Origin of the sequence: Nocardiopsis sp. CNR-923, assembly GCF_001942255.1 — a bacterium.
In the GTDB taxonomy this organism is placed as follows: Bacteria; Actinomycetota; Actinomycetes; order Streptosporangiales; family Streptosporangiaceae; genus Nocardiopsis.
The window spans coordinates 1-22,073 of the sequence record NZ_MKKC01000078.1 but is presented as its reverse complement, the minus strand read 5'-3'; the positions used below and the strand labels follow the sequence as shown (position 1 = coordinate 22,073).

The 22,073-nt window shown below is 71.6% G+C and carries 18 protein-coding genes, 1 tRNA gene and 3 pseudogenes; 15 read left to right on the top strand and 7 right to left on the bottom strand.

The window, feature by feature from the left end; all coding sequences use genetic code 11:
* Positions 1 to 2: 2 nt before the first annotated feature.
* From BJF83_RS11785 to BJF83_RS11775, 3 genes and pseudogenes are all read right to left on the bottom strand, one after another.
* Positions 3 to 2,366 (bottom strand): hypothetical protein, encoded by a 2,364-nt coding sequence (locus BJF83_RS11785; RefSeq protein ID WP_262391478.1) that lies wholly within the window; start codon positions 2,364 to 2,366, stop codon positions 3 to 5.
* A 193-nt stretch (positions 2,367 to 2,559) separates the two neighbouring features.
* A pseudogene (locus BJF83_RS11780) lies at positions 2,560 to 3,554 on the bottom strand (neutral zinc metallopeptidase).
* On the bottom strand, positions 3,524 to 4,474 hold the full coding sequence (locus BJF83_RS11775) for a neutral zinc metallopeptidase (RefSeq protein ID WP_083678499.1): 951 nt from the start codon (positions 4,472 to 4,474) through the stop codon (positions 3,524 to 3,526). The pseudogene BJF83_RS11780 and the gene BJF83_RS11775 overlap by 31 nt, the downstream one beginning before the upstream one ends.
* A gap of 90 nt (positions 4,475 to 4,564) precedes the next feature.
* On the opposite strand from BJF83_RS11775, the gene BJF83_RS11770 reads away from it, so the two are divergent.
* From BJF83_RS11770 to BJF83_RS11760, 3 genes are all read left to right on the top strand, one after another.
* The gene (locus BJF83_RS11770; RefSeq protein ID WP_075926311.1) at positions 4,565 to 6,412 is read left to right on the top strand and encodes a DUF2207 domain-containing protein; all 1,848 of its coding nucleotides are present in this window, start codon (positions 4,565 to 4,567) and stop codon (positions 6,410 to 6,412) included.
* 113 nt (positions 6,413 to 6,525) lie between these two features.
* Complete coding sequence (dtd, locus tag BJF83_RS11765; RefSeq protein WP_075926310.1) at positions 6,526 to 6,951, top strand: D-aminoacyl-tRNA deacylase; 426 nt, start codon at positions 6,526 to 6,528, stop codon at positions 6,949 to 6,951.
* A 470-nt stretch (positions 6,952 to 7,421) separates the two neighbouring features.
* Positions 7,422 to 8,021, top strand: coding sequence for a hypothetical protein (locus BJF83_RS11760; protein WP_158070357.1), 600 nt, complete (start codon positions 7,422 to 7,424; stop codon positions 8,019 to 8,021).
* A gap of 85 nt (positions 8,022 to 8,106) precedes the next feature.
* Here the strand turns inward: BJF83_RS11760 and BJF83_RS11755 are convergent.
* Together BJF83_RS11755 and BJF83_RS11750 are read right to left on the bottom strand one after the other, a co-directional pair.
* Positions 8,107 to 8,809: pseudogene (locus BJF83_RS11755) on the bottom strand (response regulator).
* Complete coding sequence (locus BJF83_RS11750) at positions 8,806 to 9,999, bottom strand: cell wall metabolism sensor histidine kinase WalK (RefSeq protein ID WP_075926308.1); 1,194 nt, start codon at positions 9,997 to 9,999, stop codon at positions 8,806 to 8,808. The pseudogene BJF83_RS11755 and the gene BJF83_RS11750 overlap by 4 nt, the downstream one beginning before the upstream one ends.
* Positions 10,000 to 10,123: 124 nt before the next feature.
* On the opposite strand from BJF83_RS11750, the gene phoU reads away from it, so the two are divergent.
* From phoU to ispF, 3 genes are all read left to right on the top strand, one after another.
* Positions 10,124 to 10,786: a phosphate signaling complex protein PhoU gene (gene phoU, locus BJF83_RS11745; protein ID WP_075926307.1), complete on the top strand. Its 663-nt coding sequence runs from the start codon at positions 10,124 to 10,126 to the stop codon at positions 10,784 to 10,786.
* 319 nt (positions 10,787 to 11,105) lie between these two features.
* Complete coding sequence (locus tag BJF83_RS11740; protein ID WP_026122741.1) at positions 11,106 to 11,588, top strand: CarD family transcriptional regulator; 483 nt, start codon at positions 11,106 to 11,108, stop codon at positions 11,586 to 11,588.
* A 33-nt stretch (positions 11,589 to 11,621) separates the two neighbouring features.
* Positions 11,622 to 12,092: a 2-C-methyl-D-erythritol 2,4-cyclodiphosphate synthase gene (ispF, locus tag BJF83_RS11735; protein WP_187347132.1), complete on the top strand. Its 471-nt coding sequence runs from the start codon at positions 11,622 to 11,624 to the stop codon at positions 12,090 to 12,092.
* Positions 12,093 to 12,367: 275 nt separating this feature from the next.
* Here the strand turns inward: ispF and BJF83_RS11730 are convergent, their stop codons facing one another.
* A complete protein-coding gene (locus BJF83_RS11730; protein ID WP_262391477.1) occupies positions 12,368 to 13,669 on the bottom strand; it encodes a hypothetical protein in 1,302 nt (433 codons plus the stop codon).
* Entirely contained in the window at positions 13,558 to 14,001 is a 444-nt protein-coding gene (locus BJF83_RS28970) for a DUF2637 domain-containing protein (protein ID WP_075926304.1), read from the bottom strand. Before BJF83_RS28970 ends, BJF83_RS11730 begins: the two co-directional genes overlap by 112 nt.
* 271 nt (positions 14,002 to 14,272) lie before the next feature.
* On the opposite strand from BJF83_RS28970, the gene cysS reads away from it, so the two are divergent.
* From cysS to BJF83_RS11680, 9 genes and pseudogenes are all read left to right on the top strand, one after another.
* Entirely contained in the window at positions 14,273 to 15,667 is a 1,395-nt protein-coding gene (cysS, locus tag BJF83_RS11720) for a cysteine--tRNA ligase (RefSeq protein WP_075926303.1), read from the top strand.
* A 118-nt stretch (positions 15,668 to 15,785) separates the two neighbouring features.
* On the top strand, positions 15,786 to 16,739 hold the full coding sequence (gene rlmB / locus BJF83_RS11715; RefSeq protein ID WP_075926302.1) for a 23S rRNA (guanosine(2251)-2'-O)-methyltransferase RlmB: 954 nt from the start codon (positions 15,786 to 15,788) through the stop codon (positions 16,737 to 16,739).
* A gap of 66 nt (positions 16,740 to 16,805) precedes the next feature.
* A tRNA-Thr gene (locus BJF83_RS11710) sits at positions 16,806 to 16,878 on the top strand.
* A 77-nt stretch (positions 16,879 to 16,955) separates the two neighbouring features.
* Positions 16,956 to 17,969, top strand: a complete 1,014-nt coding sequence (locus BJF83_RS11705; RefSeq protein WP_083678497.1) for a tyrosine-type recombinase/integrase — start codon at positions 16,956 to 16,958, stop codon at positions 17,967 to 17,969.
* A 298-nt stretch (positions 17,970 to 18,267) separates the two neighbouring features.
* Positions 18,268 to 18,990 carry a hypothetical protein gene (locus BJF83_RS11700; RefSeq protein WP_075926301.1) on the top strand — a complete coding sequence of 241 codons (723 nt, stop codon included), beginning with the start codon at positions 18,268 to 18,270 and terminating at the stop codon, positions 18,988 to 18,990.
* Between the two features lie 99 nt (positions 18,991 to 19,089).
* On the top strand, positions 19,090 to 19,467 hold the full coding sequence (locus BJF83_RS11695) for a pilin (protein ID WP_262391476.1): 378 nt from the start codon (positions 19,090 to 19,092) through the stop codon (positions 19,465 to 19,467).
* Positions 19,464 to 20,447 (top strand): hypothetical protein, encoded by a 984-nt coding sequence (locus BJF83_RS11690; RefSeq protein ID WP_075926300.1) that lies wholly within the window; start codon positions 19,464 to 19,466, stop codon positions 20,445 to 20,447. Before BJF83_RS11695 ends, BJF83_RS11690 begins: the two co-directional genes overlap by 4 nt.
* A 63-nt stretch (positions 20,448 to 20,510) precedes the next feature.
* Positions 20,511 to 21,173 (top strand): annotated as a pseudogene (locus BJF83_RS30490) (hypothetical protein); the annotation flags it as partial.
* A 76-nt stretch (positions 21,174 to 21,249) separates the two neighbouring features.
* On the top strand, positions 21,250 to 22,073 hold an 824-nt coding region (locus BJF83_RS11680), incomplete at its 3' end, for an IS701 family transposase (RefSeq protein ID WP_316042262.1).

The following is a 22,073-nucleotide window of genomic DNA, read 5'->3' as shown; positions in this document are numbered from 1 at the left end:
CCTCAGCCGCGGTGGCCGCCCGCGTCGTTGAGCACCTTCCACAGGGACTCCGCGTAGGCGGGGTCGTCCGTGTAGCGGGAGTGCGCCAGGATCCGCGGGCGCAGCGCCTCGCCCGGCGGCGGGTCGTAGGCGCGGGGATCGGGCAGCGGCTCCGCCGGAGGGACCACCCCGGGCACGTCCGGTCCCCCGCCGGAACGCTCCATCGTGCGCACCGGGTCCGCGAAGGCGTCGGTGACCCGCCACAGGTTCCGCCAGCCCGACACGCGGCGCCGCAGGTCAGCGAAGGCGTGCGGACCGAAGTAGGCGGGGAAGTAGCGGGCGTAGAGGCGGTCGAGCGGCGACCCGTGGGTCACGAGCCCGACCCGTTCCACGCAGTCCTGCGGAAGCTGCCAGATCGTGGCGGCGGCGAGCACGGACCCCTGTGAGTGACCCGACAGCACCACGTCGGCGCCGTCGCGGACCATCCGCGCCACCCGGGCGGTCAGCTGCGGCACCGCGCGCTCGGCGTAGGAGGGCGGAGCCAGCGGGTGCGCCGCGCGGGGCCAGAACGTGCCCACGTCCCACAGCGCGCCCACCGCCTGCCGCGTCGGCCGGTCACGGTAGGCGCTCCGGCCGACCCAGGCCACGCCCAGCAGCGCCGCGCCGCCCAGGATCGAACCGACGCTGACCATCAGCGCCACCGTCTCCCGGGCGAGCCCCCCGATTCCGCCGGACACCGCGGTGTCGGCGGGCCGCGGGCCCGCGATCACGTCGCCGGAGAAGGCCGAGTACAGCACGAGCGCCACCAACGGCGCCGTCGGCGCCAGCAAGGCGGCCATGACCGCCGGCAGGGCCTCGGTCATCCGCCCCATGGCCCGCGCTCGGGCGATCTCCCAGGTGCGCCGGTCACGCACGCTGCGGGCGTAGTGTTCGGTGACGGCCGGGAGGTGGGCGCGGGTGGCGCGGCGCAGCGCGGTCGCGAGCACGGCCACGACGAGCAGGGCGATCACGGCCTCCAGGGTGAACGCGAGCTGGAGCCACGAGTACGCCGTCGGCGGGGCGACCTCCAGGCAGGCGGTGGCGCTCGGTGTCAGGGCGTCGCACCCGCTCAGCCACAGCGAACCCTGGTAGACGAGCGCGGCGGAGAAACCGCCCCCGAGCAGGGCGCCCAGCGCCGCGGTCGCCGGACCCGCCGTGCCCCGCATCGCCGAACGGTCGTCGGCGCGGTCCGACACGTACAGCGCCATCGACGCCGCCAACAACACCAACACCAGGAGCCCCTGGCCGGTGAACAGCGCGTTGAGCGTCGCGCCGTGGCCCGGCAGACGGTCCGACGGCGTCCAGGACGGTCGCGGCCACGCGGTGTACGCGGCCACCCCCACCCCGACCGCGACCGTCGCGTCCCGCAGCATCCGGCAGACGCGGTCCACGCGTCCGTTGTGTCTCGGGCCCGCGCCGGGCACCACGACGCTCCCGGCGCTCGCCGTCATCACCGTCCCCAGGAGCGCCGCCAGAACCGTCCCGACCGACGACAGCCCGGACAGGACGCTTCCGCCCTCGGCGAGGTCGTGCCGCAGGGCCGGAACGAGGAGCAGCACGGCCACCGTGCCCAGGGCCACCGCGATGTGCGCGGACCGCAGCCGCGCCAGGAGCTCGCCGTTGTGCCAGAAGCCGGGGCGGCTGAGCGGGGCGGCGTCGCTCGTCACCGGGCAGGCGGGGCCCCGGACGACCTCGTACTCCCTCTCGGTGCGCCGGGACAGGCACCAGAGCACCACGACCACCGACACCGGGACGAGGGCGCCGAGGATCAGGGCGGTCCCCGGAGCCGACAGAGGCGAGGAGGGAGCGGCCAGGAAGGTCAGCCACGGGCGGGCGCGGACGCACGCCTCCGCCTGTGCGGTGCACTGCCACGCGACCAGGTCCATCCCGATCCCGGCGGCGGCCAGGGTGATGAGCACGGTCAGGGAGAGCGCGAGGAGGCGGACGGAGCCGTCGTAGACGTGGTCGGCCGCGTGGCGCCCGCCGCCCTGGCACCGGTCGAGGCCGCCCGGCCGCGTCCAGTACGCCAGGTTGAGCAGCATGAACGGGAGCAACAACAGCCACAGAGCGCGCGAGGAACTGCCCGAGGTCAGGTTCCCCCACGCGAAGATCTCGCGGCGCACCCCCGGAACGGTCTCGGCGCCGCCTTGGCCGCGCCAGCGGAAGAAGCCCGCGAGGCCGTCGCCGGCCACGCGCATGGCCGGTTCGACGTCGAGAAGCTCCTCGGCCGTGCCGCCGGCGACGCCGTGCACGCGCAGCTCGACGCGTTCCGGGCCGGGGCACGGTCGGTCAGAGGTGACGAGGGCCACGGGTTCGGGGGGCAGGGCGGGGTCCGACATACCCAGCATCCTGCCACGCTGGGTGAGTGCGCGACAGCGCTGGGGCGTGATCCGTGGACGCCGCCCGCGGCGGGGCAGGTGTCCGGTGCGGCTGTCGCGAGGCCGAGGAAGGAGTGAGGGCGGGGTCCTCGCGGCTGGCGGGAACGCGGCGGGAGCCGCGCCGGGGTGTCGCTCAGCGGGGCGTGTGTCCGCGGCACACGCCCTAATGGACGAGTGACTCGTCGGCGACGTCCCACGTGTTGCACGCGCCGGGGGTCTGCTCCTCCCACCCCCGCCTGGTCCACCACACGCCGTTGTCCGCCGACCCGTGGGTGCGCTCCTCCTCGTCGCCGTCCTCGCGGTCGGCCGTGGCGGCCGCGTCGTCGAGGAGCGCCTCGAAGTCGTCCCCGTCCAACCGGTAGCCGAGACGGACCGACCCGAGGAACGCGCCCGCCAGACAATTGGCCTGGAGTTCGCTCCGCCGTGTCCACGCGTTGCGCTCCAGGGCGTCGACCTCCAGACGGCGCCGCTCGTGGTAGTACTCCAACAGGCCGGACTCGCCCTGGACGTGGTGCCCGTACTCGTGCGCGAGCAGGGACGCGTACACCACGCTGTCGGTGGCGCCGTTCCACTTCTCCACCACGTCGGCGGTGCCGATGTAGACGCTCCGGCTGGCCCGGCAGTAGAAGGCGCCGGCGGCGGAGGGGTAGGCCCGGCACGGGCTCGTCCCGGGCTCGTCCCAGAACACGCGGTCCGGCGGCTCGAACGGGATCCCCGCCCGGGAGAACTGGGTGCTCCACGCGTCGTCCAGACAGTCCGCGACCCGGTGGAGGAAGCGCTCCATCGAGTCGGAATCGTCGACGTCCGGCTCGGGCACCGGGCAGGGGAGCGGGCTGAGACGGCCCGTGTCGTACAGCGGATTGGCCACCAGCGCCGTGCGGCCGGAGGGCGCCCCCGCTGGTCGGGGTGGTGGGCGAGATCCGCCGCGCCCCCGTCGCCGGAGCCGCTGGGGAGGGACCGGTCGGCGTCGTCGGCCGCGGCCCCGGGGGCCGTGCCCCGGTCGTCCTCGACCGCGGACCACGAGAGCACGGCCAGCGTCATGAGCAGCGCGAGCAGGGCGGCCACTGTGCCGAGCACACGGCGGTCGACCTGGCGGGCCCGGTCGCCGACCGGGTCCGTCCCGCCCCTCACCGCACCAGCTCCCCGTTGGCCTTCCACGTGTTGCACGCGGCCGGGTCCCTTCGGTCCATGCCGTGTTCGGTCCACAGGCGGGCACTGGACGCCTGTCCGTGCGTGCGCTCGGCTCCGTGGTCACTGCGCCGGGCGACGTCGTCGAGGATGTTCGCCCGCTCCCGAGCGCCGAGGTCCAGGGAGGTGCCGGACGCGCCGAGGAACACTCCGCCGAGGCAGTCGGCCTGGAGTTCGTTGCGGCGGGTCAGTTCGTCGGCGGTCTCGGGGTCGGCCGCGGCGCGGTCGGAGCGAAACTCCGCGAGCACGCGGGACTGGCCCTGGACGTGGTGCCCGTACTCGTGGCTGAGCAGGAAGGTGTACGCCTCGGGCCGGTCGGTGCCCGCCGAGGCCTCGACGATGTCCTCCACCCCCAGGTACAGGCCCTGGTTGGCCTGGCAGTAGAAGGCCGCGGTGTCCTCCTTGGGGAAGGGGCCGCACGGGCTGTGCCCCTCGGCGTACCAGTAGACGCGGTTGGGGGAGGAGAACTCCAGCCCGGCCTCCGTGAAGTAGGCGCTCCAGGCTTGGTCGAGGCAGTCGGCGATGGCGTGCGCGAACCCCTCCGTCGACGCGGGGTCGTCCGGGGCCAGCTCCGGGGCGCCGCACGTGACCTCGCCCAGTTCGCCGACCTCGTAGAGGGCGTTGTCGAGCAGCGGATCACCGCCGGTGTCGGTCAGCGGAGCCTCGGCCGTCGTCGGCTCGGGGTCCTGGCCCGCCGCGCCGAACGGGTGGGCGTCGGGCCAGGAGGCCTCCGCGGGGGCGAGTATCTCCGACGTCGCGAGGAACCCGGTGAACCCGACCGCGGCCAGCCCGACGCACAGCGTGAACGACGCGGACAGCCCGAGCCGCTGGACGAACCCCGGCCGTTCCGACCAGAACCCGGCGCCCACGTCGGGGGCCGGGGTCACCATGGGACCACCCGGCCGCGGCGGTGGGTCCGACCCAGGGGAAGGGGCGTCAGTGCACGGGGGGAACGGGGGGACCGGATAGGCTCTCGCGTCATGTGGTGGGTCGGCTCCAGGTGCCCGGCCGTCGCGTCCGCGGCGGCCGCTCTCGTGTTCTCCTCGCTGTTCACGGTGGTCACCGCCGTCGGGTCCGTGGGCGCGGCCCATGCCGTGACGGCGGCACCGGGACCCACAGTACAAGGGCCTCCGGACGCGGTCGTCGGCCGGAGTTCGACCAGCGGGACGGTGATCACCAACGACATCCGGCTCCACCTGGAGGAGGACGGCGTCCTGCTCGGGCAGGAGACGGTCACCTTCGAGGGCGGGACCCCGACGACCTTCACCCGGGCGCTCACCGAGACGATGCTCTACGACACCGAGCACGACCGCGTCTTCGAGGTGCACGGGATCGGCGCCGCCGACGGCGCGGGCGAGGACCTGGCGGTCGAGACGGAGAAGGCGGGCGGCACCCTGTACGCGCACATCTCCACCGGCGGCGCGGAGACCGTGGTGCTCCGCTACCGGGTGCGCGGGGCGGTCAGCCAGGTCGCCCAGGGGGTCCAGCTGGAGTGGCGGGCGGTGGGCGCCTACAGCCACACCGTGCAGTCCACGGACGTGACCGTCACCGCCCAGATGCCCCCCGAGGGACTGTCGTGCCTGGCGGGCGAGCCGCGCAGCGCCCTGTACTGCACGGCCTCCGACATGGGCGCCGACACGGCCGTGGCGCACTTCCTCCAGGCCGACATGCGTCCCAGGGACCGTCTCGACATCGCCGTCACCTATCCTCCCGGAACGGCCGAGGGGGAGCCGATCCTGAACCGCCGCTGGTCGCTCGCCTCGGCTTTCCAGGTGACCCCGTGGACGGCCGGGGTGTTCGGCCTGCTGCTGGTGGTCCTGGTCGGCGGCCTGGTGGTGCTGATCCGCGTGCGCGGCCGGGACGAGCGCGCGCTGCGCGAGGAGGCGGCCCGGGGCGACCAGGCGCCGGTGACCACCGGGGAGCACGGCAGGGCGCGCTTCGAACCGCCGGACGGTGTGCACCCCGGCCAGATCGGCACGCTCTTCAACGAGACCGTCGACATCACCGACCTGACCGGTGCGGTGGTGGACCTGGCCGTGCGCGGCTACATCCGGCTGGAGGAACTGCCGCACGAGCACTTCACGTCGGTCGACTGGCGGCTCGTGCGTCTGGACGGGCCGCCTGGGGAGAGCCTGCGGCCCTACGAGTGGCTCCTGCTGGACGCGCTGTTCGCCGAACGCCGGACCGTCCGCCTGTCCCAGGTGGGCACGGCCCGCGTGTGCTCGGACTTCCCGGCCAGGATGGACCGCGTCCGGGAGGAGCTGTACCGGGACATGGTGCGGCTGAGGTGGTTCGCGCGCTCCCCGAACCAGGTGCGCGGACGCTGGAGCACCACGGGCATGGCGATCACCGCGCTCGGGGTGCTGCTGACCGTGCTGCTGGCGATGTTCACCACGGCGGCCTTCACCGGGCTCGCGGTCGTCATCGCCGGGGCCGCGATCACGGTCGCCGCCCAGTACATGCCCGCCAAGACCCGACTGGGCAGCTCGGTGCTCGCGCACACCATCGGCTTCCGCGACTATCTGCTCAGCCAGAGGTCGGCGACGGAGCGGCCCGGGGAGCGCGTGGAGATCTACTCGCGCTACCTGCCGTACGCGGTCATCTTCGACGACGTCGACCGCTGGGCGAACATTCTGGCGTCCGCCGCGCTGACCGACCTGACGGACGAGGAACTCACCGGTGACGGACTGGCCTGGTACACCGGGCCCCAGGAGTGGCGGATCGAGGACTTCGCCGACTCCATCCGCACGTTCGCGGTCACCCTCACCGGCATCATCACCAACGCGCGCCGGATGCGGCTGGTCAACCAGTTCCAGCGCAGGCGCTGAGGACCGGCCGGGGCCGCTCCCGGGCGGTCCGGGGGCTCCCGTGCCTGCCGTATCGTCGTGGCTGTCCGTCCGCGGGGACCGGCCCGCGGCGGTGGCGGCCACGAGGAGGGAACATGCGCGCGGTCGTGCAGCGGGTGTCGCACGCGTCGGTGACGGTGGACGGCGAGGTGGTCGGCGCGATCACCGACCCCGGGCTGATGGCGCTCGTGGGGGTCACCCACACCGACACCGAGGCGCGGGCGCGCAAGCTCGCGAAGAAGCTGTGGACGCTGCGGATCCTCGCGGACGAGCGGTCCTGCTCCGACGTCGGAGCCCCGCTCCTGGTGGTCAGCCAGTTCACGCTCTACGGTGACGCGCGCAAGGGCCGCCGCCCCACGTGGCAGGCGGCCGCCCCCGGGCCGGTCGCCGAGCCGCTGGTCGACGCCGTGGTCAAGGAGCTGCGCGATCTGGGGGCCGAGGTGGCCACGGGGCGGTTCGGCGCGATGATGTCGGTGGCGCTGACCAACGAGGGCCCGTTCACCGTGATCGTCGAGGTCTGAGCGGGGCCTCGGGGCGGGCAAGCGCATTTCGTGCAGGTCACGACTGTTTTTCCAGGAAAGCGGAAAAAATGCCTCGCCGTGCCATTGACGGTCGCGGAGGGTGTCCGTACAGTTGCGTAGTGAATCGCCCTCGGTTTGTGGGAGTCGCCATTCGTGATCCGATATTCGGTTTCCTATTGATATAGCTTTCCGGATGGCGAATCTTACGACCGCGGGAGCGGTTCGTCCTGCCTTCGCCGTGACCTGGAACCGCACCTGTTCGCCGTCCGCACACCGGTTCGGAACTGGGGCGGTCGTATGCGACGGCGTTCGCGCATTCCCCCTTCCACTGCCCCGAGACGGACAGGGAAACTCACGTGAGCGCGATGGCGAACACCGTGTGCCGAGGTCGCCCGGGACAGGTTGGGAAAACCGCGGAGAATCGGACGACCGCCCACGGAAAGGTGACGAGAAAAATGCACGGTCCGTCCGTGTGGCATGCCGTTCTGCATATCGACGCGGGTGCCGCGCTACTCCTCCTCGTTGCGTTCGCCATTCCCGCACTGCCCCTGGCCTGGCTCGGTCTGGTCCGACCCCGCGCCGCCTCGACCCTGGGCGCCCTCGGCATCGCAGCCGTCCTGTTCGCCTACGCGGTCCTCGTCGTGGACCCGGGCGGCGACTGGTCGCCGGCGGGGCACGTCCCCGACGTCCCGCCGCCGACCGACGACCTCATGGCGGGTACGCCGGCGATCGACATCGCGCCCGCGGAGCCGCCGCCGTCGATCCTGGACGAACTCCTCGCCCAGACCGTCCTCTTCGCCCCCCTCGGCCTGGTGACCTATCGGGTCCTGGTCTCGCCGTGGGCCCGCGCCGCCGTCGGACCGACCGTGTCCGCCGCCGTCGAGGGCCTCCGGTTCGCACTCGTGTCGGAACGGGGAACGGACCTGGCCGACCTGTGCGCCAACACCGCCGGCCACCTGGTGGGTTTGGGGATGATGGCCTGCGCGAGCGCGCTGCTGGGCTGCCGGGTGGGACAGCCCGGACACGAATCGGTCCCGGACGGCGCTGTGACCGCGGTCCGGGACCGGTGACTCGGCGGGAAGGGATCCGGCCGCCCCGGGACACCTCGGGACACCCCGCGACGTCGGGGCCGGCCGCGGGACGCGACGGACCTCGCTACTCCACGCTCGCGGTCACCGGTTCGAACTTGTAGCCGAGACCGCGCACGGTCACGATGTACCTGGGGTTGCCCGGGTCCTCCTCGACCTTGGCGCGCAGCGCTTGACGTGCACGTCGAGCGTCTTGGTGTCGCGACGTAGTCCGCGCCCCAGACGCGGTCGATGAGCTGCATCCGGGTGAGCACCCGGCCGGCGTTGCGCAGGAGCACCTCCAGGAGCTCGAACTCCTTGAGCGGGAGCTGCACGTTCGTGCCGCGCACGGTCACCACGTGCCGCTCGACGTCCATCCGGACGGGGCCGGCCTCCAGCGCCGCGGGCAGCGGCTCGGCGCCGTCGCCCTCGCCCCGGCGCCGCAGCACGGCCCGGATGCGCGCGACGAGTTCACGTGAGGAGAACGGCTTGGTCACGTAGTCGTCGGCGCCCAGTTCCAGGCCGACGACCTTGTCGATCTCGGAGTCCTTCGCGGTCAGCATGATCACGGGGACGTTCGACTTCTGCCGCAGCGTCCGGCACACCTCGGTGCCCGACAGTCCCGGCAGCATCAGGTCCAGCAGCACCAGGTCGGCGCCGGTGCGGTCGAAGGTCTCCAGGGCGACCGTGCCCGTGGGCGCCACGGCCACCTCGAAACCCTCCTTGCGCAGCATGTACGAGAGGGCGTCGCTGTAGGATTCCTCGTCCTCGACAACGAGTACGCGCGTCACTGTGCCGCCTCCTGACGGTCGCTGTTGCCGGCGGGCTCGACCCTCCGGCTCTCGGGTCGGGGCAGACGCAGAGTGAACGTCGATCCCGACCCCTCCTTGCTCCACACGGTCACTTCTCCACGGTGGTGGGTCATGATGTGCTTGACGATGGCCAGGCCGAGACCGGTGCCACCGGTCGCCCGGCTCCGAGCGGCGTCCACACGGTAGAACCGCTCGAAGATCCTCTCCAGATCCTGTTGGGGGATGCCGATGCCCTGGTCGGCGACGCTGACGTCCACGCTCGACCGGGACACCCCGACCGAGACCGCGACCCGGGTGTTCTTCGGACTGTAGGCGACGGCGTTGGCGACCAGGTTGCGCAGGGCGGTGCCGAGCAGTCCCTCGTCGCCCAGGACGGCGACGCCTTCCGCGCCGCTGCCGACCAGCTCGATCCCCTTGGCGTCGGCGGGCATGCGCACCGCGTCGAGCGCGTCCTCCACGACGTAGCCCAGGTCCACCCGTGTGGGTTCGGCCATGGGTTCGGCGCCCTGGATGCGGGAGAGCGTGATGAGGTCCTGGATGACCGCCGTCAGCCGGGTGGCCTCCTGCCGCATGCGGTCGGTGAACCGGCGGACGGCCTCGGGGTCGTCGCTCGCGTCCTGTACGGTTTCGGCCAGCAGTGACAGGGCGCCGACCGGCGTCTTCAGCTCGTGCGAGATGTTGGCGACGAAGTCCCGGCGCACCGCCTCGACGCGGCGGTGCTCCGTCTGGTCTTCGGCCAGCACCAGGACCAGACCGGTGCCCCCCAGGGGCGCCACGCGTACGGCGAAGGAGGTGGCGTCGGGCCCGAACTTGCGAACGGCCACCTCGATGTCGGTCTCGCGGATGACCCCGTCCCGACGCACCTGCCGGGCCAGGGTCAGGAGTTCGCCTATCACCAGTTCGTCGCCCCGGACGATCCCGAAGGCCCGGGCGGCGGACGAGGCGCGCAGCACCCGGTCGGCCGAGTCCAGGACGACGGCCGACGAGGGGATCGCGGACAGTACCTCGGCGATGCCCGACGGGAGGGTGGCGCCGTCGTGCCGCGCGGGAGCCGGCGAATGCCGCTCAGGCGAGCTGGTACGGAGGTAGAGACCGGCGAGGACGCCGACGACGACGCCTGTCACGAGTCCGAAGATGCCGGTCACGGCGGCGAGAAGTTCCCCTTGCACGATTCGATCGTAAACGGGCGGACCGGATCCTTACCCGGTCAGACCGGATGGCACAACCGAGCTTCTTGCATCGTTCACCAATTCTTGGCCGACTCTTCAACGAACCACTGGGAGCATTGACGACATGCGGGATACGTACCACGAGGACCTCGACAGTCTGGGCGAACGCCTCGTCGAGATGACGCGCCTGGCCAGGCACGCGATCGCGCGGGCCACCACCGCGCTTCTGGACGATGACCTGGCGGCGGCGCAGGAGGTGATCTCCGGTGACGAGGAGATCAACCGGCTGGACCAGGAGATCGAGGACACCGCCTTCAGCCTGATGGCGCGGCAGCAGCCGGTCGCCTCGGACCTGCGGACCATCATCACGTCGCTGTACATGCGCGGTGACCTGGAGCGGATGGGCGACCACGCCGTCCACCTGGCCAAGATCGCGCGGCGGCGGCACCCGGACTCGGCCATCCCCAAGCCCGTCCGGTCGATCGTGCTGGAGATGGGCCACCAGGCCGAGCTGCTCGTGACCAAGGCGGGCGAGGTGATCAGCGAACGCGACCCCGACACCGCGCTGGAGCTGGACAAGGACGACGACCGGATGGACCGGCTGCGCCGCAAGCTGCTGCAGCGCATTCTCGCGCCGGGCTGGGAGTACGGCGTCGAGGCCACCATGGACGTCACCCTGGTGGGCCGTTTCTACGAACGGTTCGGTGACCACGCGGTGCACGTCGCCGACAACCTCGTCTACATGGTGACCGGCGAGAAGCGCGAGGACTACGAACCCGAAGCGTGACCCCGGGTGACCGAGGTGTGGTGACCCGGAGCGTCGAAGGGTGTCGCGAACGTGACATCCGTCGCTCCGACGCCGCCGGAGAGTCCCGGGGAGGGGCCGTCGGTCCCTCCCCGATCCCCTGCGCGAGGGTCCGCGGATTCGCTGGCCAGCAGGGGTTCGCGGCCGCCGGAGGGTGGTCCGACCAGGGCCTCGGCAGGCCTCGGGTACACTTTGTCAAGCCCTGAAAAGTGTGGCTTGACCTGCGTGTTCGCAAACCTAATAGGTACGTTAAGTCACAGATTCGTGGTATCCTTGTGGTAGCGGAAGGGGTACCTGTCACATGGCTTTCAAGGTCGGCGACACTGTTGTCTACCCCCATCATGGGGCTGCTCGTATTGAAGCGATCGAGACTCGCACCATTAAGGGCGAGGACAGAACCTACCTCGTTCTGAGGGTCGACAAGGGCGATCTGACGGTGCGTGTGCCGGCTGAGAACGCCGAGGACGTCGGCGTTCGTGACGTGGTGGGACAGGAGGGCCTGGACAAGGTCTTCGAGGTGCTGCGCGCGCCGCACACCGAGGAGCCCACGAACTGGTCCAGGCGCTACAAGGCGAACCTGGAGAAGTTGGCGTCCGGTGACGTCAACAAGGTCGCCGAGGTGGTCCGGGACCTGTGGCGCCGGGACAAGGAGCGCGGGCTGTCCGCCGGCGAGAAGCGGATGCTCGCGAAGGCCCGCCAGATTCTCGTCAGTGAACTCGCGCTCGCCGAAAAGACCAACGAGGACAAGGCCGAAGCGCTCCTCGACGAGGTTCTGACGAACTGACACGGGTCGAAGAAGCACTTTTTCATGATGAATATGCCTCGGGTGGGCGTCGGAACGGACGTCCACCCGTTTTCTCCTGGAAGAACACTTTTCCTCGCCGGTTTGGAATGGCCGGGGGAAGACGGTGTGAGCGGTCATTCGGACGGTGACGTCGCCGCGCACGCGGCCTGCGACGCGCTGCTCTCGGCCTGCGGACTGGGGGACCTCGGTTCGAACTTCGGCACCGCCGACCCCCGATGGCGCGGCGCGTCCGGGGCGGCCCTGCTGACCGAGAGCGTCGCCCGCGTGCACGCCGCCGGTTTCGAGATCGGCAACGTGGCCGTCCAGATCATCAGCAACCGCCCCAAGTTCGCGCCTCGGCGCCAGGAGGCGGAGAAGACGCTGTCCGCCGTGGTGGGGGCTCCGGTGAGCATCTCGGCCACCACGACCGACGGCCTGGGGCTGACCGGGCGCGGCGAGGGCATCGCCGCCGTGGCCACCGCCCTGTGCGCGCCTCGGGACTGAACCACCGTCGTCCGGCCCGTGCCCCGTACCGGGGGATGCGCGCCGAGGTCGACGCGCCCGAGGGCGCGATGGACGTGTACGTCGTGCACCTGGCCTCGGTGCGGGGGACCGGCGGCGACGGGCTGGGCATGACCTGGCCCGCCGCGTTCCCGATGGTGCGGATCGACCACGTCCCGGTGCGCGAGCTGACGGCGACCGAGGCGTGGACGCTGCCCGGACGGACAGCGACCACCGGCCGACCGCAGCGCGCCTGCACGCCTGAGACCCGGGGCGCGTCAGTCGCCCGGGGGCAGAGGTTCGCTGCGGACCCGCCCGGACGGCGGTCCGGGGGTGAGGTCCGTCATCGGCGGACGACGCGGCCTGAGGACCACCGGGCGCTTCTCCAGCGGCGTACGGCGCTCGGTGACCGGCCGGGACGCCGGCTCCGCCGACTCCGGAGGTGGAGCTGCCTCGGCCAGGTGCTCGGCGGCCTGGACGGGGGGCGGATCGGTCTCCGGGGCGAACGCGCCCTCGGCGTCGTCCAGGAAGCCGTCCTCGAACCAGGTCACGGGCTCGGGCTCCCGGTACCGGTCCCTCGGCTCCGCGTCCTGGATCCGCTGCACCGGCTCGGGGGTGGCGGCGCGCGGGGGAACCGACCCGATCCCGAAGGCCGCCCGGACCTCGGGTCCGGCGTCGTGGTCGAGCACGGGGGTCGGCTCCTCGTCCTCCGGCGCGTCCTCCAGGGCCGGATGCGGGGGTTCATCGTCCTCCGGGGGGGTCCACTCCGGCGGGACGTAGTCGGCGACCGTTCCCCCGGCGATCGCATCGGCGGGAGGCTCCCACAGGGCCGTGTCCGGGATCGCGGCGTCCTCGGGCTCGGAGGCGTCGAAGGACCGGGGGTCCGGTTCCAACGGCTCGGTCTCGACGGGTCCGGGCCCCGGCGCCGGTCCGCGCGGTTCCTCGGCCACGGGTGCGGTCGGTGCGTCGGCCTCGTCGGTGGCGGGGTCCCCCGGCGGCGGCTCGTCGTCGAACCCGTCGTCGAACCCGCTCGCGCGGTCGTCACGGTCCGTGCCCTCCGCGGGCGGGTCCACCGGCGCGGCGGCGCCGGGAACGACGGGGACGTCGGTGTTCGCGCGCTTGATCGGGTTGGCTCCGGTGCGGGTGCGCTTGGGCAACGGGCCCGCGGCCGGCTCGGCCGCGCTCACCGGCCGACTGGCGACGGACGTCACCGAGACGACCCCGGAGACCTCGTCCTCGTCGTCCTCGTCGAGCCACGGGGGGCGCGTCGCCGTCTCGGGCGCGTCCGCCCCGGGGTCGTGGCGGAGCGGGGCGGGGCCGAAGTCCAGCAGCCGGGTCGTCAGGTGGTGGTCGTCGTCCAGCTCCGACGGCTCCACCGCGCGGCCGTGCAGCACCGTCGCCCGGTCAGCCGAGGGAGTGGGCCGAACGGGAGCGCCGCGGCGGCGACGGCGGATGTGCGCGCGGACGGTCATCCACAGCAGGAAGGCGACGAGCAGCGCCGCGAGCGGCGCCACCGCGACGATGACGTTGGCGACCCCTTGGTGGACCGACTCGACCAGCCCCAGGTTGTTGAGCACCATGCGCCCGCGGCGACCACGATGAGCACCGGGATGAGCGCGAGGTCCACCCACGCGCGGTCCCGGGGATGGGCCTCGCGCAGGACGTAGCTCACCCAGAACGCCATGAGCAGCAGCAGGGTGTAGGTCACCGGGAACACGTGCGCCAGGGGGCTGTCCTCGTGTCCGCCGTACTCGGCGAAACGGAAGACGCCGGCGTAGGAGATGACGAGGGCGCACACGGCGATCAGACCGACGAAGAGCGCGCCACCGACGAGAGCACCGGCTCCCAGTCCGCGGCTCGCCGGGCGGCCGTTCCGTGTCCCTGTCTCGGGGGCTTTGTCGTAAGGGGCCATCGCAACCGCAGCGTAGTCGAGGAGGCCGCGCCAACACGAGATTCCGGCCGATCACGGTCGCCGCGCGGCGTGGCCGGGGCGGGAACCGAGGCGGCAGGCGCCCTGATCGCCGTGGGGGACGGGCTTCCGTGCCCGGAAATCTCACACCAGGTCGCCCGTAATACGGCTCACCACATATGTGCTCTCGGGTCTGTCCGGGAGTCGGCCGAAGGCGACGGCGAATGGTGGTTTGTGACCCGCGTGCGAGGGTACAGCGGCTACGCTTGACAACGTGAGTCTGCGCTTCTACGACACCAGTGCCCGACAGGTCCGAGACTTCGTCCCCCTGCGCGAGGGGTGTGCCTCCCTGTACCTGTGCGGCGCCACGGTGCAGGCACCACCGCACATCGGCCACATCCGCTCGGGCGTCAACTTCGACATCCTGCGCCGCTGGCTGACCCACCTCGGCTACGACGTCACGTTCTGCCGCAACGTCACCGACATCGACGACAAGATCATCAACGTCGCCGCGGCGGAGGGCGTGCCGTGGTGGAAGGTCAGCGAGCGCAACCAGCGCGCGTTCACCGAGGCCTACGACGTCCTCGGCTGCCTGCCGCCCACCGTCGAGCCGCGGGCGACCGGCCACGTGCCGGAGATGATCGATCTCATGCGCCGCCTCATCGACGACGGCCACGCCTACGCGGCCGAGGACGGCTCCGGCGACGTCTACTTCGACGTGGGCTCCTACGGCTCCTACGGCGAACTGTCCAACCAGCGGCCGGACCAGATGGAGGACAGCGCGGACCAGGACCGGGACAAGCGCGACCCCCGCGACTTCGCGCTCTGGAAGGGCGCCAAGCCGGGCGAGCCCAGCTGGGAGACGCCGTGGGGCCGAGGACGGCCGGGCTGGCACCTGGAGTGCTCGGCGATGGCCACCAAGTACCTCGGACCGAGCTTCGACATCCACGGGGGCGGGCTGGACCTGGTCTTCCCGCACCACGAGAACGAACTCGCCCAGTCCCGTGCCGCGGGGGACGGCTTCGCGCGCTACTGGCTGCACAACGGGCTGCTGAGCGTCGGCGGCGAGAAGATGAGCAAGTCGCTCGGCAACTCGATGCTCATCCCGCAGATGATCCAGCAGGTCCGCCCGGTGGAGCTGCGCTACTACCTCGGCCAGGCGCACTACCGGTCGACCATCGACTACTCCGAGGCCGCGCTCCAGGAGGCGGCCGCCGCCTACCAGCGGATCGAGGGCTTCCTCACGCGCGCCGTCGAGGTGCTCGGCGAGGTCGTCCCCGCCGCCGGCGTCCCCGCCGACTTCGCGTCCGCCATGGACGACGACCTCGGGGTCTCCCAGGCGCTGGCCGTCGTGCACGGACACGTGCGCGAGGGCAACACGGCGCTGGCCTCCGGAGACAAGGACAGGGCCGCCGAGCTCGCCGGCGAGCTCCGCGCGATGCTGGCGACCCTCGGCCTGGACCCGCTCAGCGAACAGTGGGCGAGCGGGGGCGCCGGGCTGCGGGAGGTCGTCGACGCCCTCGTCGCCGTGGCCCTGGAGCAGCGGCAGGCGGCGCGGGCCCGGAAGGACTACGCGGCCGCGGACGCGATCCGCGACCGGCTCGCCGAGGCGGGCGTCATCGTCGAGGACACGCCGCAGGGACCCCGCTGGGACCTGAGGCACGGTTGACACGGGCGGTGGCGCGTCGGCGTTAGGCTGGACGTTTGCCACCGTCCTCTGGTGGCGGATCCGCCGGACGCCCCTGTGCTTCCGGCATGCTCGCGAGACGTACGGGGAGGCGGCGGACATGCCGGCGAAGAAGAGCAAGAAGGGCCCGACCAAGGGCAGCGGCGGCAAGGGTCGGCGCTCACTGGAGGGCAAGAGCGGGACGCTGCCCGCCGAGCAGCGGCACTGGTACGAGGGCAAGCAGCGCGCCCGCGCGGCGAAACTGCCCCGCACGGCCGGCGAGGCCCCCGCACGGCAGCAGCGCCGTGCCGCCGACTCCGACCTGCTGGTGGGCCGCAACCCGGTCGTGGAGGCACTGCGCGCGGGGATGCCCGCCACCCGACTGTTCCTGGCCAACAGCCTGGACCAGGACGAGCGGGTGACCGAGGCGGCGCGCGCCGCGGGGGACCGCGGCATCGAGATCGTCGAGGTGACCAGGGCCGAACTGGACCGGCGGTGCGAGAGCAACGGCCAGCCGGGCGCCGCCCACCAGGGACTGGCCCTCCAGGTGCGGCCGTACCGGTACTGGGCGCCGGAGGACTTGCTGGACCGGGCCCTGGAGTCGGACACGGCGCCGCTGATCGTCGCGCTCGACGGAGTGACCGACCCGCACAACCTGGGCGCGGTGGCGCGCTCGGCTGCGGCGTTCGAAGCGCACGGCCTGGTGATCCCGGAGCGACGCTCGGCGAGCGTGAACATGACCGCGTGGAAGACCTCGGCGGGCACCCTCGCCCGGCTCCCGGTCGCGCAGGCCACCAACCTGACCCGCGCGCTGGAGGCCTACAAGAAGGCCGGGCTGTTCGTCGTCGGCCTGGACGCCGGGGGCGACACGAGCCTGCCGGTGCTGGAGTTGGCGACGGGACCGCTGGTCATCGTCGTGGGTTCCGAGGGCAAGGGTCTGTCCCGCCTCGTGCGGGAGACGTGCGACGTGGTGGCGAGCATCCCGATCGGCGGTGCGGAGTCGCTGAACGCGTCCGTGGCGGCGGGCGTCGCGCTCTACGAGGTCGCGCGCAGGCGCGGGGCCGGTTCCGAGTAGGCCACGCGGTCCAGGAACCGGTACCATTCGGAAGGACTCTCCGAGGTCGGACGGCCCCGGAGGCCCGCCAGCGTAGCTCAATTGGCAGAGCAATCGCCTTGTAAGCGATAGGTTAGGGGTTCAAGTCCCCTCGCTGGCTCTCACTATGTCTGACCTGGGACATCTTCAGGCGGAGTCACTCCGCTGACAGCCTCACCGCCTGGAGAGCAATCGCCTATGGGCACCAAGCGCGTACGCCGGGGACCGCGCAACCTTGCTGCTGGACCCCTGAAGCCCCACGTCGACTCCTTCGTCCTGACCCTGCGCGCCGCCGGTCGCAGCGAGCGCACCGCCACGATGTACAGCGAAGCGGTGCGGTGGTTCGCCGCCGAGCACCTGCTGGCCGGTGGTCGGCCGTCTGACATCGACCGTCGCTACGACACCGCCGCTGACAGCAGCGCTGACATGGTCACCTTCGAGCCCGTGCGCGACTGGGAGCTGGTCGCCCGGGTGCACATCCGGTCCTGGCTGGTGCGGCTGCGCCGCCGCGGTCACAAGGACTCCTACCTCAACAACCAGTTCCGCTGCTTGCAGCAGTTCTTCAAGTGGCTGGCCGAGGAGGAGATCCCGAACCCGATGCGCAAGCTCAAGCCGGCCACGGTGGTGCCCGAGCCGGTGCCGGTGTTCGAGAAGGACGCCACCAAGCGGATCCTGGAGATGCCGGGCAGCCGTGGCGCGCGGGGGAAGGCGTGTAGGGTCCGCGACACCGCGATCATCATGCTGTTGCGCGACACAGGGATGCGCCGCCAGGAGCTGGCCGGTCTGACGGTGGACGACGTGTCGGTATCGGACCGCCGAGCGTTGGTCACCGGCAAGGGCGGCAAGCGACGGTTCGTGAAGTTCACCTTCGAGACCGCCAAGGCGCTGGACCGCTACCTGCGCCAGCGCGCCAAGCACTCCCACGCGCACCTGCCGCACCTGTGGCTGTCGCAGAAGGGCGGGGCGCTCTCGGCGTCGGGGAACTACCAGATGGTGCGCCGCCGAGCGGAGCGAGCCGGGGTGGAGGGCGCCTACCTGCACCGGTACCGCCACGACTTCTCCCACCGGTACCTGGACAACGGCGGCTCCGAGGGCGAACTGATGGAGCTCAACGGCTGGGACTCGCGCCAGATGCTGCGCCGCTACGGGCGCTCCGCCGCCGCCTCGCGCGCCCAACGCAGCTACGACCGGATCATGTGCGGAGTCGCATGAACGCGAGAAATCCGGCAACGGTTGAGTCAACGCGGCCGGTGGGTGGCTGACAGCGAAGGTCTGTCAGCCACCGGAGAGGCTGTCATCCCTGGTCATAGCGCAGATCGGTGCTTGTGGTTCAGGCACCTGGCCCTGTCCGCACCCACGGCTGACGACCGTGTGTGAGCGGTGGGTCAGAACCTTGTGAGACCCCCGTTCGCCGCCTGCGCGCTGACGGTCAGACCGCCGCCAGTCCAGCGTCAGCCGCGCCTCCTTTGGTCGGTCGGGTCATCACCGATCGACGACGGGGAGACCCACCATGCGTCACGACCCACTGCGCGCGGCCGAGCACGAATTCCTGCGCCTGGAGCTGGACACCGACGACCTGCTGCGCGAGCTGGCACCGTTCACCGACGCCCGCCCGGACACCCTGCTGGAGCTGCGCGAACTCCTGCTGTCGGGCTCGCTGGCCCGCCAGGTGCGTGACAGCGTCTGGCGCACGGTGATCGAGTCGGCGCGCGTGCGCGAGGAGTGGATGGTGGCCGCCATCGGTCTGGCCATGCCCGCGCTCCGGGCGTGCGCGGCGCGGATGTGCGTGGGCCTCGACGCTCGGGCCGCCGAGGACGTCCAGGAGGAGATGCTGGCAGGGTTCATCGCCGCCGTCCACGAGGTGGACACCTCCTGGTGCCGACTGCCGTGGGTGCTGCGCTGTCGCGCCAGTCGATGGGGGCTGCGGGCGCGTAAGGAGGCGCTGGCCGTGCCGACCGCGGTGGCCGAACCGCTCGCCAACGGGCCCGTCCCGACCGGGAACCCGGACCTGGTGTTGGAGGACGCGGTCCGCCAGGGCGTGATCAGTAAGGCGGACGCCGACCTCATCGGGCGCACCAGGCTGGACCGGGTGCCGCTGACGGACGTGGCCCGAGAACGCGGAACCGCCTACTGGCAGCTCGCCAAACGCCGATCGCGCGCGGAACGGCGGCTCACGGACGCGGTGCGATCGGGGCTGGTCACCGCACGCCTGTCCGCCCTGTCAGCGGCCTGACCACTCGAGGACTGGGTCAAGGATCGCTGACATCGAGTCCAATCCCGCCCTCCGTGGTGGCTCTGTTCCGAGGTAGGAGAGCCGACCACGGGGGGCGACATGGCGACTCCACACGAACGCCGACCACGGCGCGGGCGCTGCTCGCCGCAGCCCTGGGTCTGTACGTCGGGGAGCGCGCTGGCCCTCGTCCTGGGGCTCGCCGAACCCGTGCTCGCGGACGAGGCGTGGCTGTTCGCCCACCAGCTCAACGACGTCATCCTGCGCCTCACCAGGCTCTGCCAGGCCATCGCGGGATCGGTGGCGACGCTTTTCATCATCGTCGCTGGCCTGCGTTGGATGCTGGCCGGTGGCGATCCCAACGAGATCGACAAGGCCAAGCGGGGGTTCGCCGGAGCGGCCGTGGGCTACGTCGTGGTGTTCGCGGGCGAGGTCCTGCTCTTCGCCCTGGACTACCTGAGCAAGTACGAGTCGCCATGAGCACGGCACCGGCCGAGCCCGGGCGCGAAGAATTCGCGCTGGCGAGTCCGCTGAGCCTGGAGGAGGAGTACGCCGACGTCTTCGACTGCGGCGCGATCGAGGTCTCCTGCCACATCACCCAGTGGTTCCACGGACTGGTTCTCGGCATCCTCGAACCGCTCTTCGGATGGATCGCCGGAACGCTGTTCACGACCCCCGGCTCCACCGACGGCATCACCGGTGTGTGGGAGGGAGGCTCCGCCACGGTCAACACCGCCTACGCCCTGCTGGTCATCGCGGCCAGGTTCGTGATCATGACCCACCACGGACTCCAGACGCAGTACTCGGCGCGGGAGGTCCTGCCACGCCTCGTGGCCGGGTTCGTCGCCTCGAACGTCTCGCTGAGCGTCGTCGGATTCGCGGCACACGTCTCGACCTCCGTCGCCCAGGCCATCACCGCGGACGGCATCAGCAACGAGGTGGCCGCTCAGAACCTCAACGAGCGGACGGTGCAGTTCCTGGGTGAGGACGCGGCGATCGTCGTGCTCTTCCTCCTGGTGTTCGTCGTCCTGATGATCCTGTGGGTGATCGTGGAGATCGTCCGCATCGTCATCGTGATCCTGCTGATGGTCGGCGGACCGGCGATGCTCATGTTCCACGGGCTCCCGCAGACCAACCGCGTCGCGCAGATGTGGTGGCGCGCCTTGGGCGCGGTCTGCCTCGTGCCCATCTCCCAGGCCCTCGCCTTCGTGGCGCTCATGCGCGTGTTCTTCGAGGGCGATGCCCGCGCGATGTTCGGCGCCGCGCAGGTCGTGCGTGGAGACGTCAACCTCTTCGACCTGTTCCTCCTCCTGGTGCTCGTCTATGTGCAGATCCGCATTCCCGTGAGGGCGTACCGGGCGGTGTGGTCGGGACCCTCCGGTCGATCCCCTGCGGCTTGGGTGGCCAAGGCCCTGACCTGGGTGGCGGTGGCAGCAGTAACGGCAGGGACCGGTGGGTGAGCGGCGGCCGTACGGGGAGTGGGCGGTCGGACGGGCGCACTGCTGAGGGTCGGGCAGCAGGGGATGCGCCGGGTTCGAGCGAGCCGCACCGCCGCACCCACGACGCCCCTGCCCCGACGCGCGCGCAACTGGCGCTTCGGCACGCCAGGCACACGACCCGCGTCCGTAGCAGCCGGTCACCGGACTCATCGTGCCACCACAGGCCACGCCGCTGTCCCGAACCACTGTCCCCCTCTGTGTCAGGCTCGAGCGGGACACACGCTCCAGGACACACCCCGTCCGCTCCCCACCCCCAACACGTTGTGGCGCCTCCCACCAACAGGCAGCGCCGAGCCCCGGCTACGGCGTCACCGGACCCAGTGCCCGACCACCGGCACGAAAGCAGCGGCGCCCGTCCCGTCACCGGGCACCCTCCGCGCCCGAACACGCACCAGCAAGGGCCCACCCCGCGCCGGTCAGCCCAACGGTCGTCCGGCGCCCAGCCTTGGCCGAAGCGTTTCGAACGCCGTCTTCCGTGGCCGCGCAGACCCGATCCGTCCCGGCTCCGGTTCTGGAACCGGCGACGGCACTGAACCACCCACGCGAGGAAGGGACACCGACATGGACCAGGACGTTTCCACGTGGCACGCACGCATTCCCACGGACATCGATCGACCCGAACCCGTGCTGTGGAACCTCACCGCGCGGCAACTGCTGGTCATCGCTCCCGTCGGGCTGACGGTGTGGGGTCTGTTCTCGCTGCTGATGGGCGACGTGCCCCTGTGGCTCCTCGGGGCCGTCGCGGTCGTCCCGCTTCCAGCACCTGCTCTCCCGCGCCCGCATCGACGAACCGGGGCTGGTCGAGGATCTGCGCACCTACGCCCGCACCCACCTGGGAGAACAGGACGTAGTCCTGGTCGTGGACGAGACCGGGGACCTGAAGAAGGGCACCGAAACGGTCGGGGTCCAACGCCAGTACACCGGCACCGCCGGGCGCATCGAGAACGCCCAGGTCGCGGTCTACCTCGCCTACACCACCCCGGCCGGGCACGCGTTGGTCGACCACCGCCTCTGCCTCCCCCGCTCCTGGACCAACGACCCCCAACGCCTGCGAACGGCGGGCGTTCCCGAGCACGTCGCCTTCGCCACCAAACCCGCACTCGCCGAGCAGATGATCACCGCCGCCCTGGCCGCGCACACCCCCGCGGCCTGGGTGGCCGCCGACGAGGTTGACGGAGGCAACCCGCACCTGCGCCAGGCGCTGGAGGAACACCGGCTCGGATACGTCATGGCCGTGGCCCGCACTGAACGCCTGATGCTGCCGCACGGCCCGGCCACCGTCGGCGAACTCGCGGTCCTGGCCCCCGGCACGGCGTGGCAGCGCCTGTCCGCCGGGCCCGGAGCCAAGGGCCAGCGCTTCTACGACTGGGCGCTCATCGATGCCGAACCCGCTCCGTCCGGGTGCCGGTGGGCGTTGATCCGACGCCATCGCACCACGGGTGAGCTGGCGTTCTACCGGTGCTACGCACCCGAAATGGTGCCGTTGAAGCGTCTGGTCGCCGTGGCCGGGCGCCGGTGGCGGGTGGAGGAGAGCTTCCAGCAGGGCAAGGGTCTGGCTGGGCTGGACGAGCACCAGGTGCGCACGTG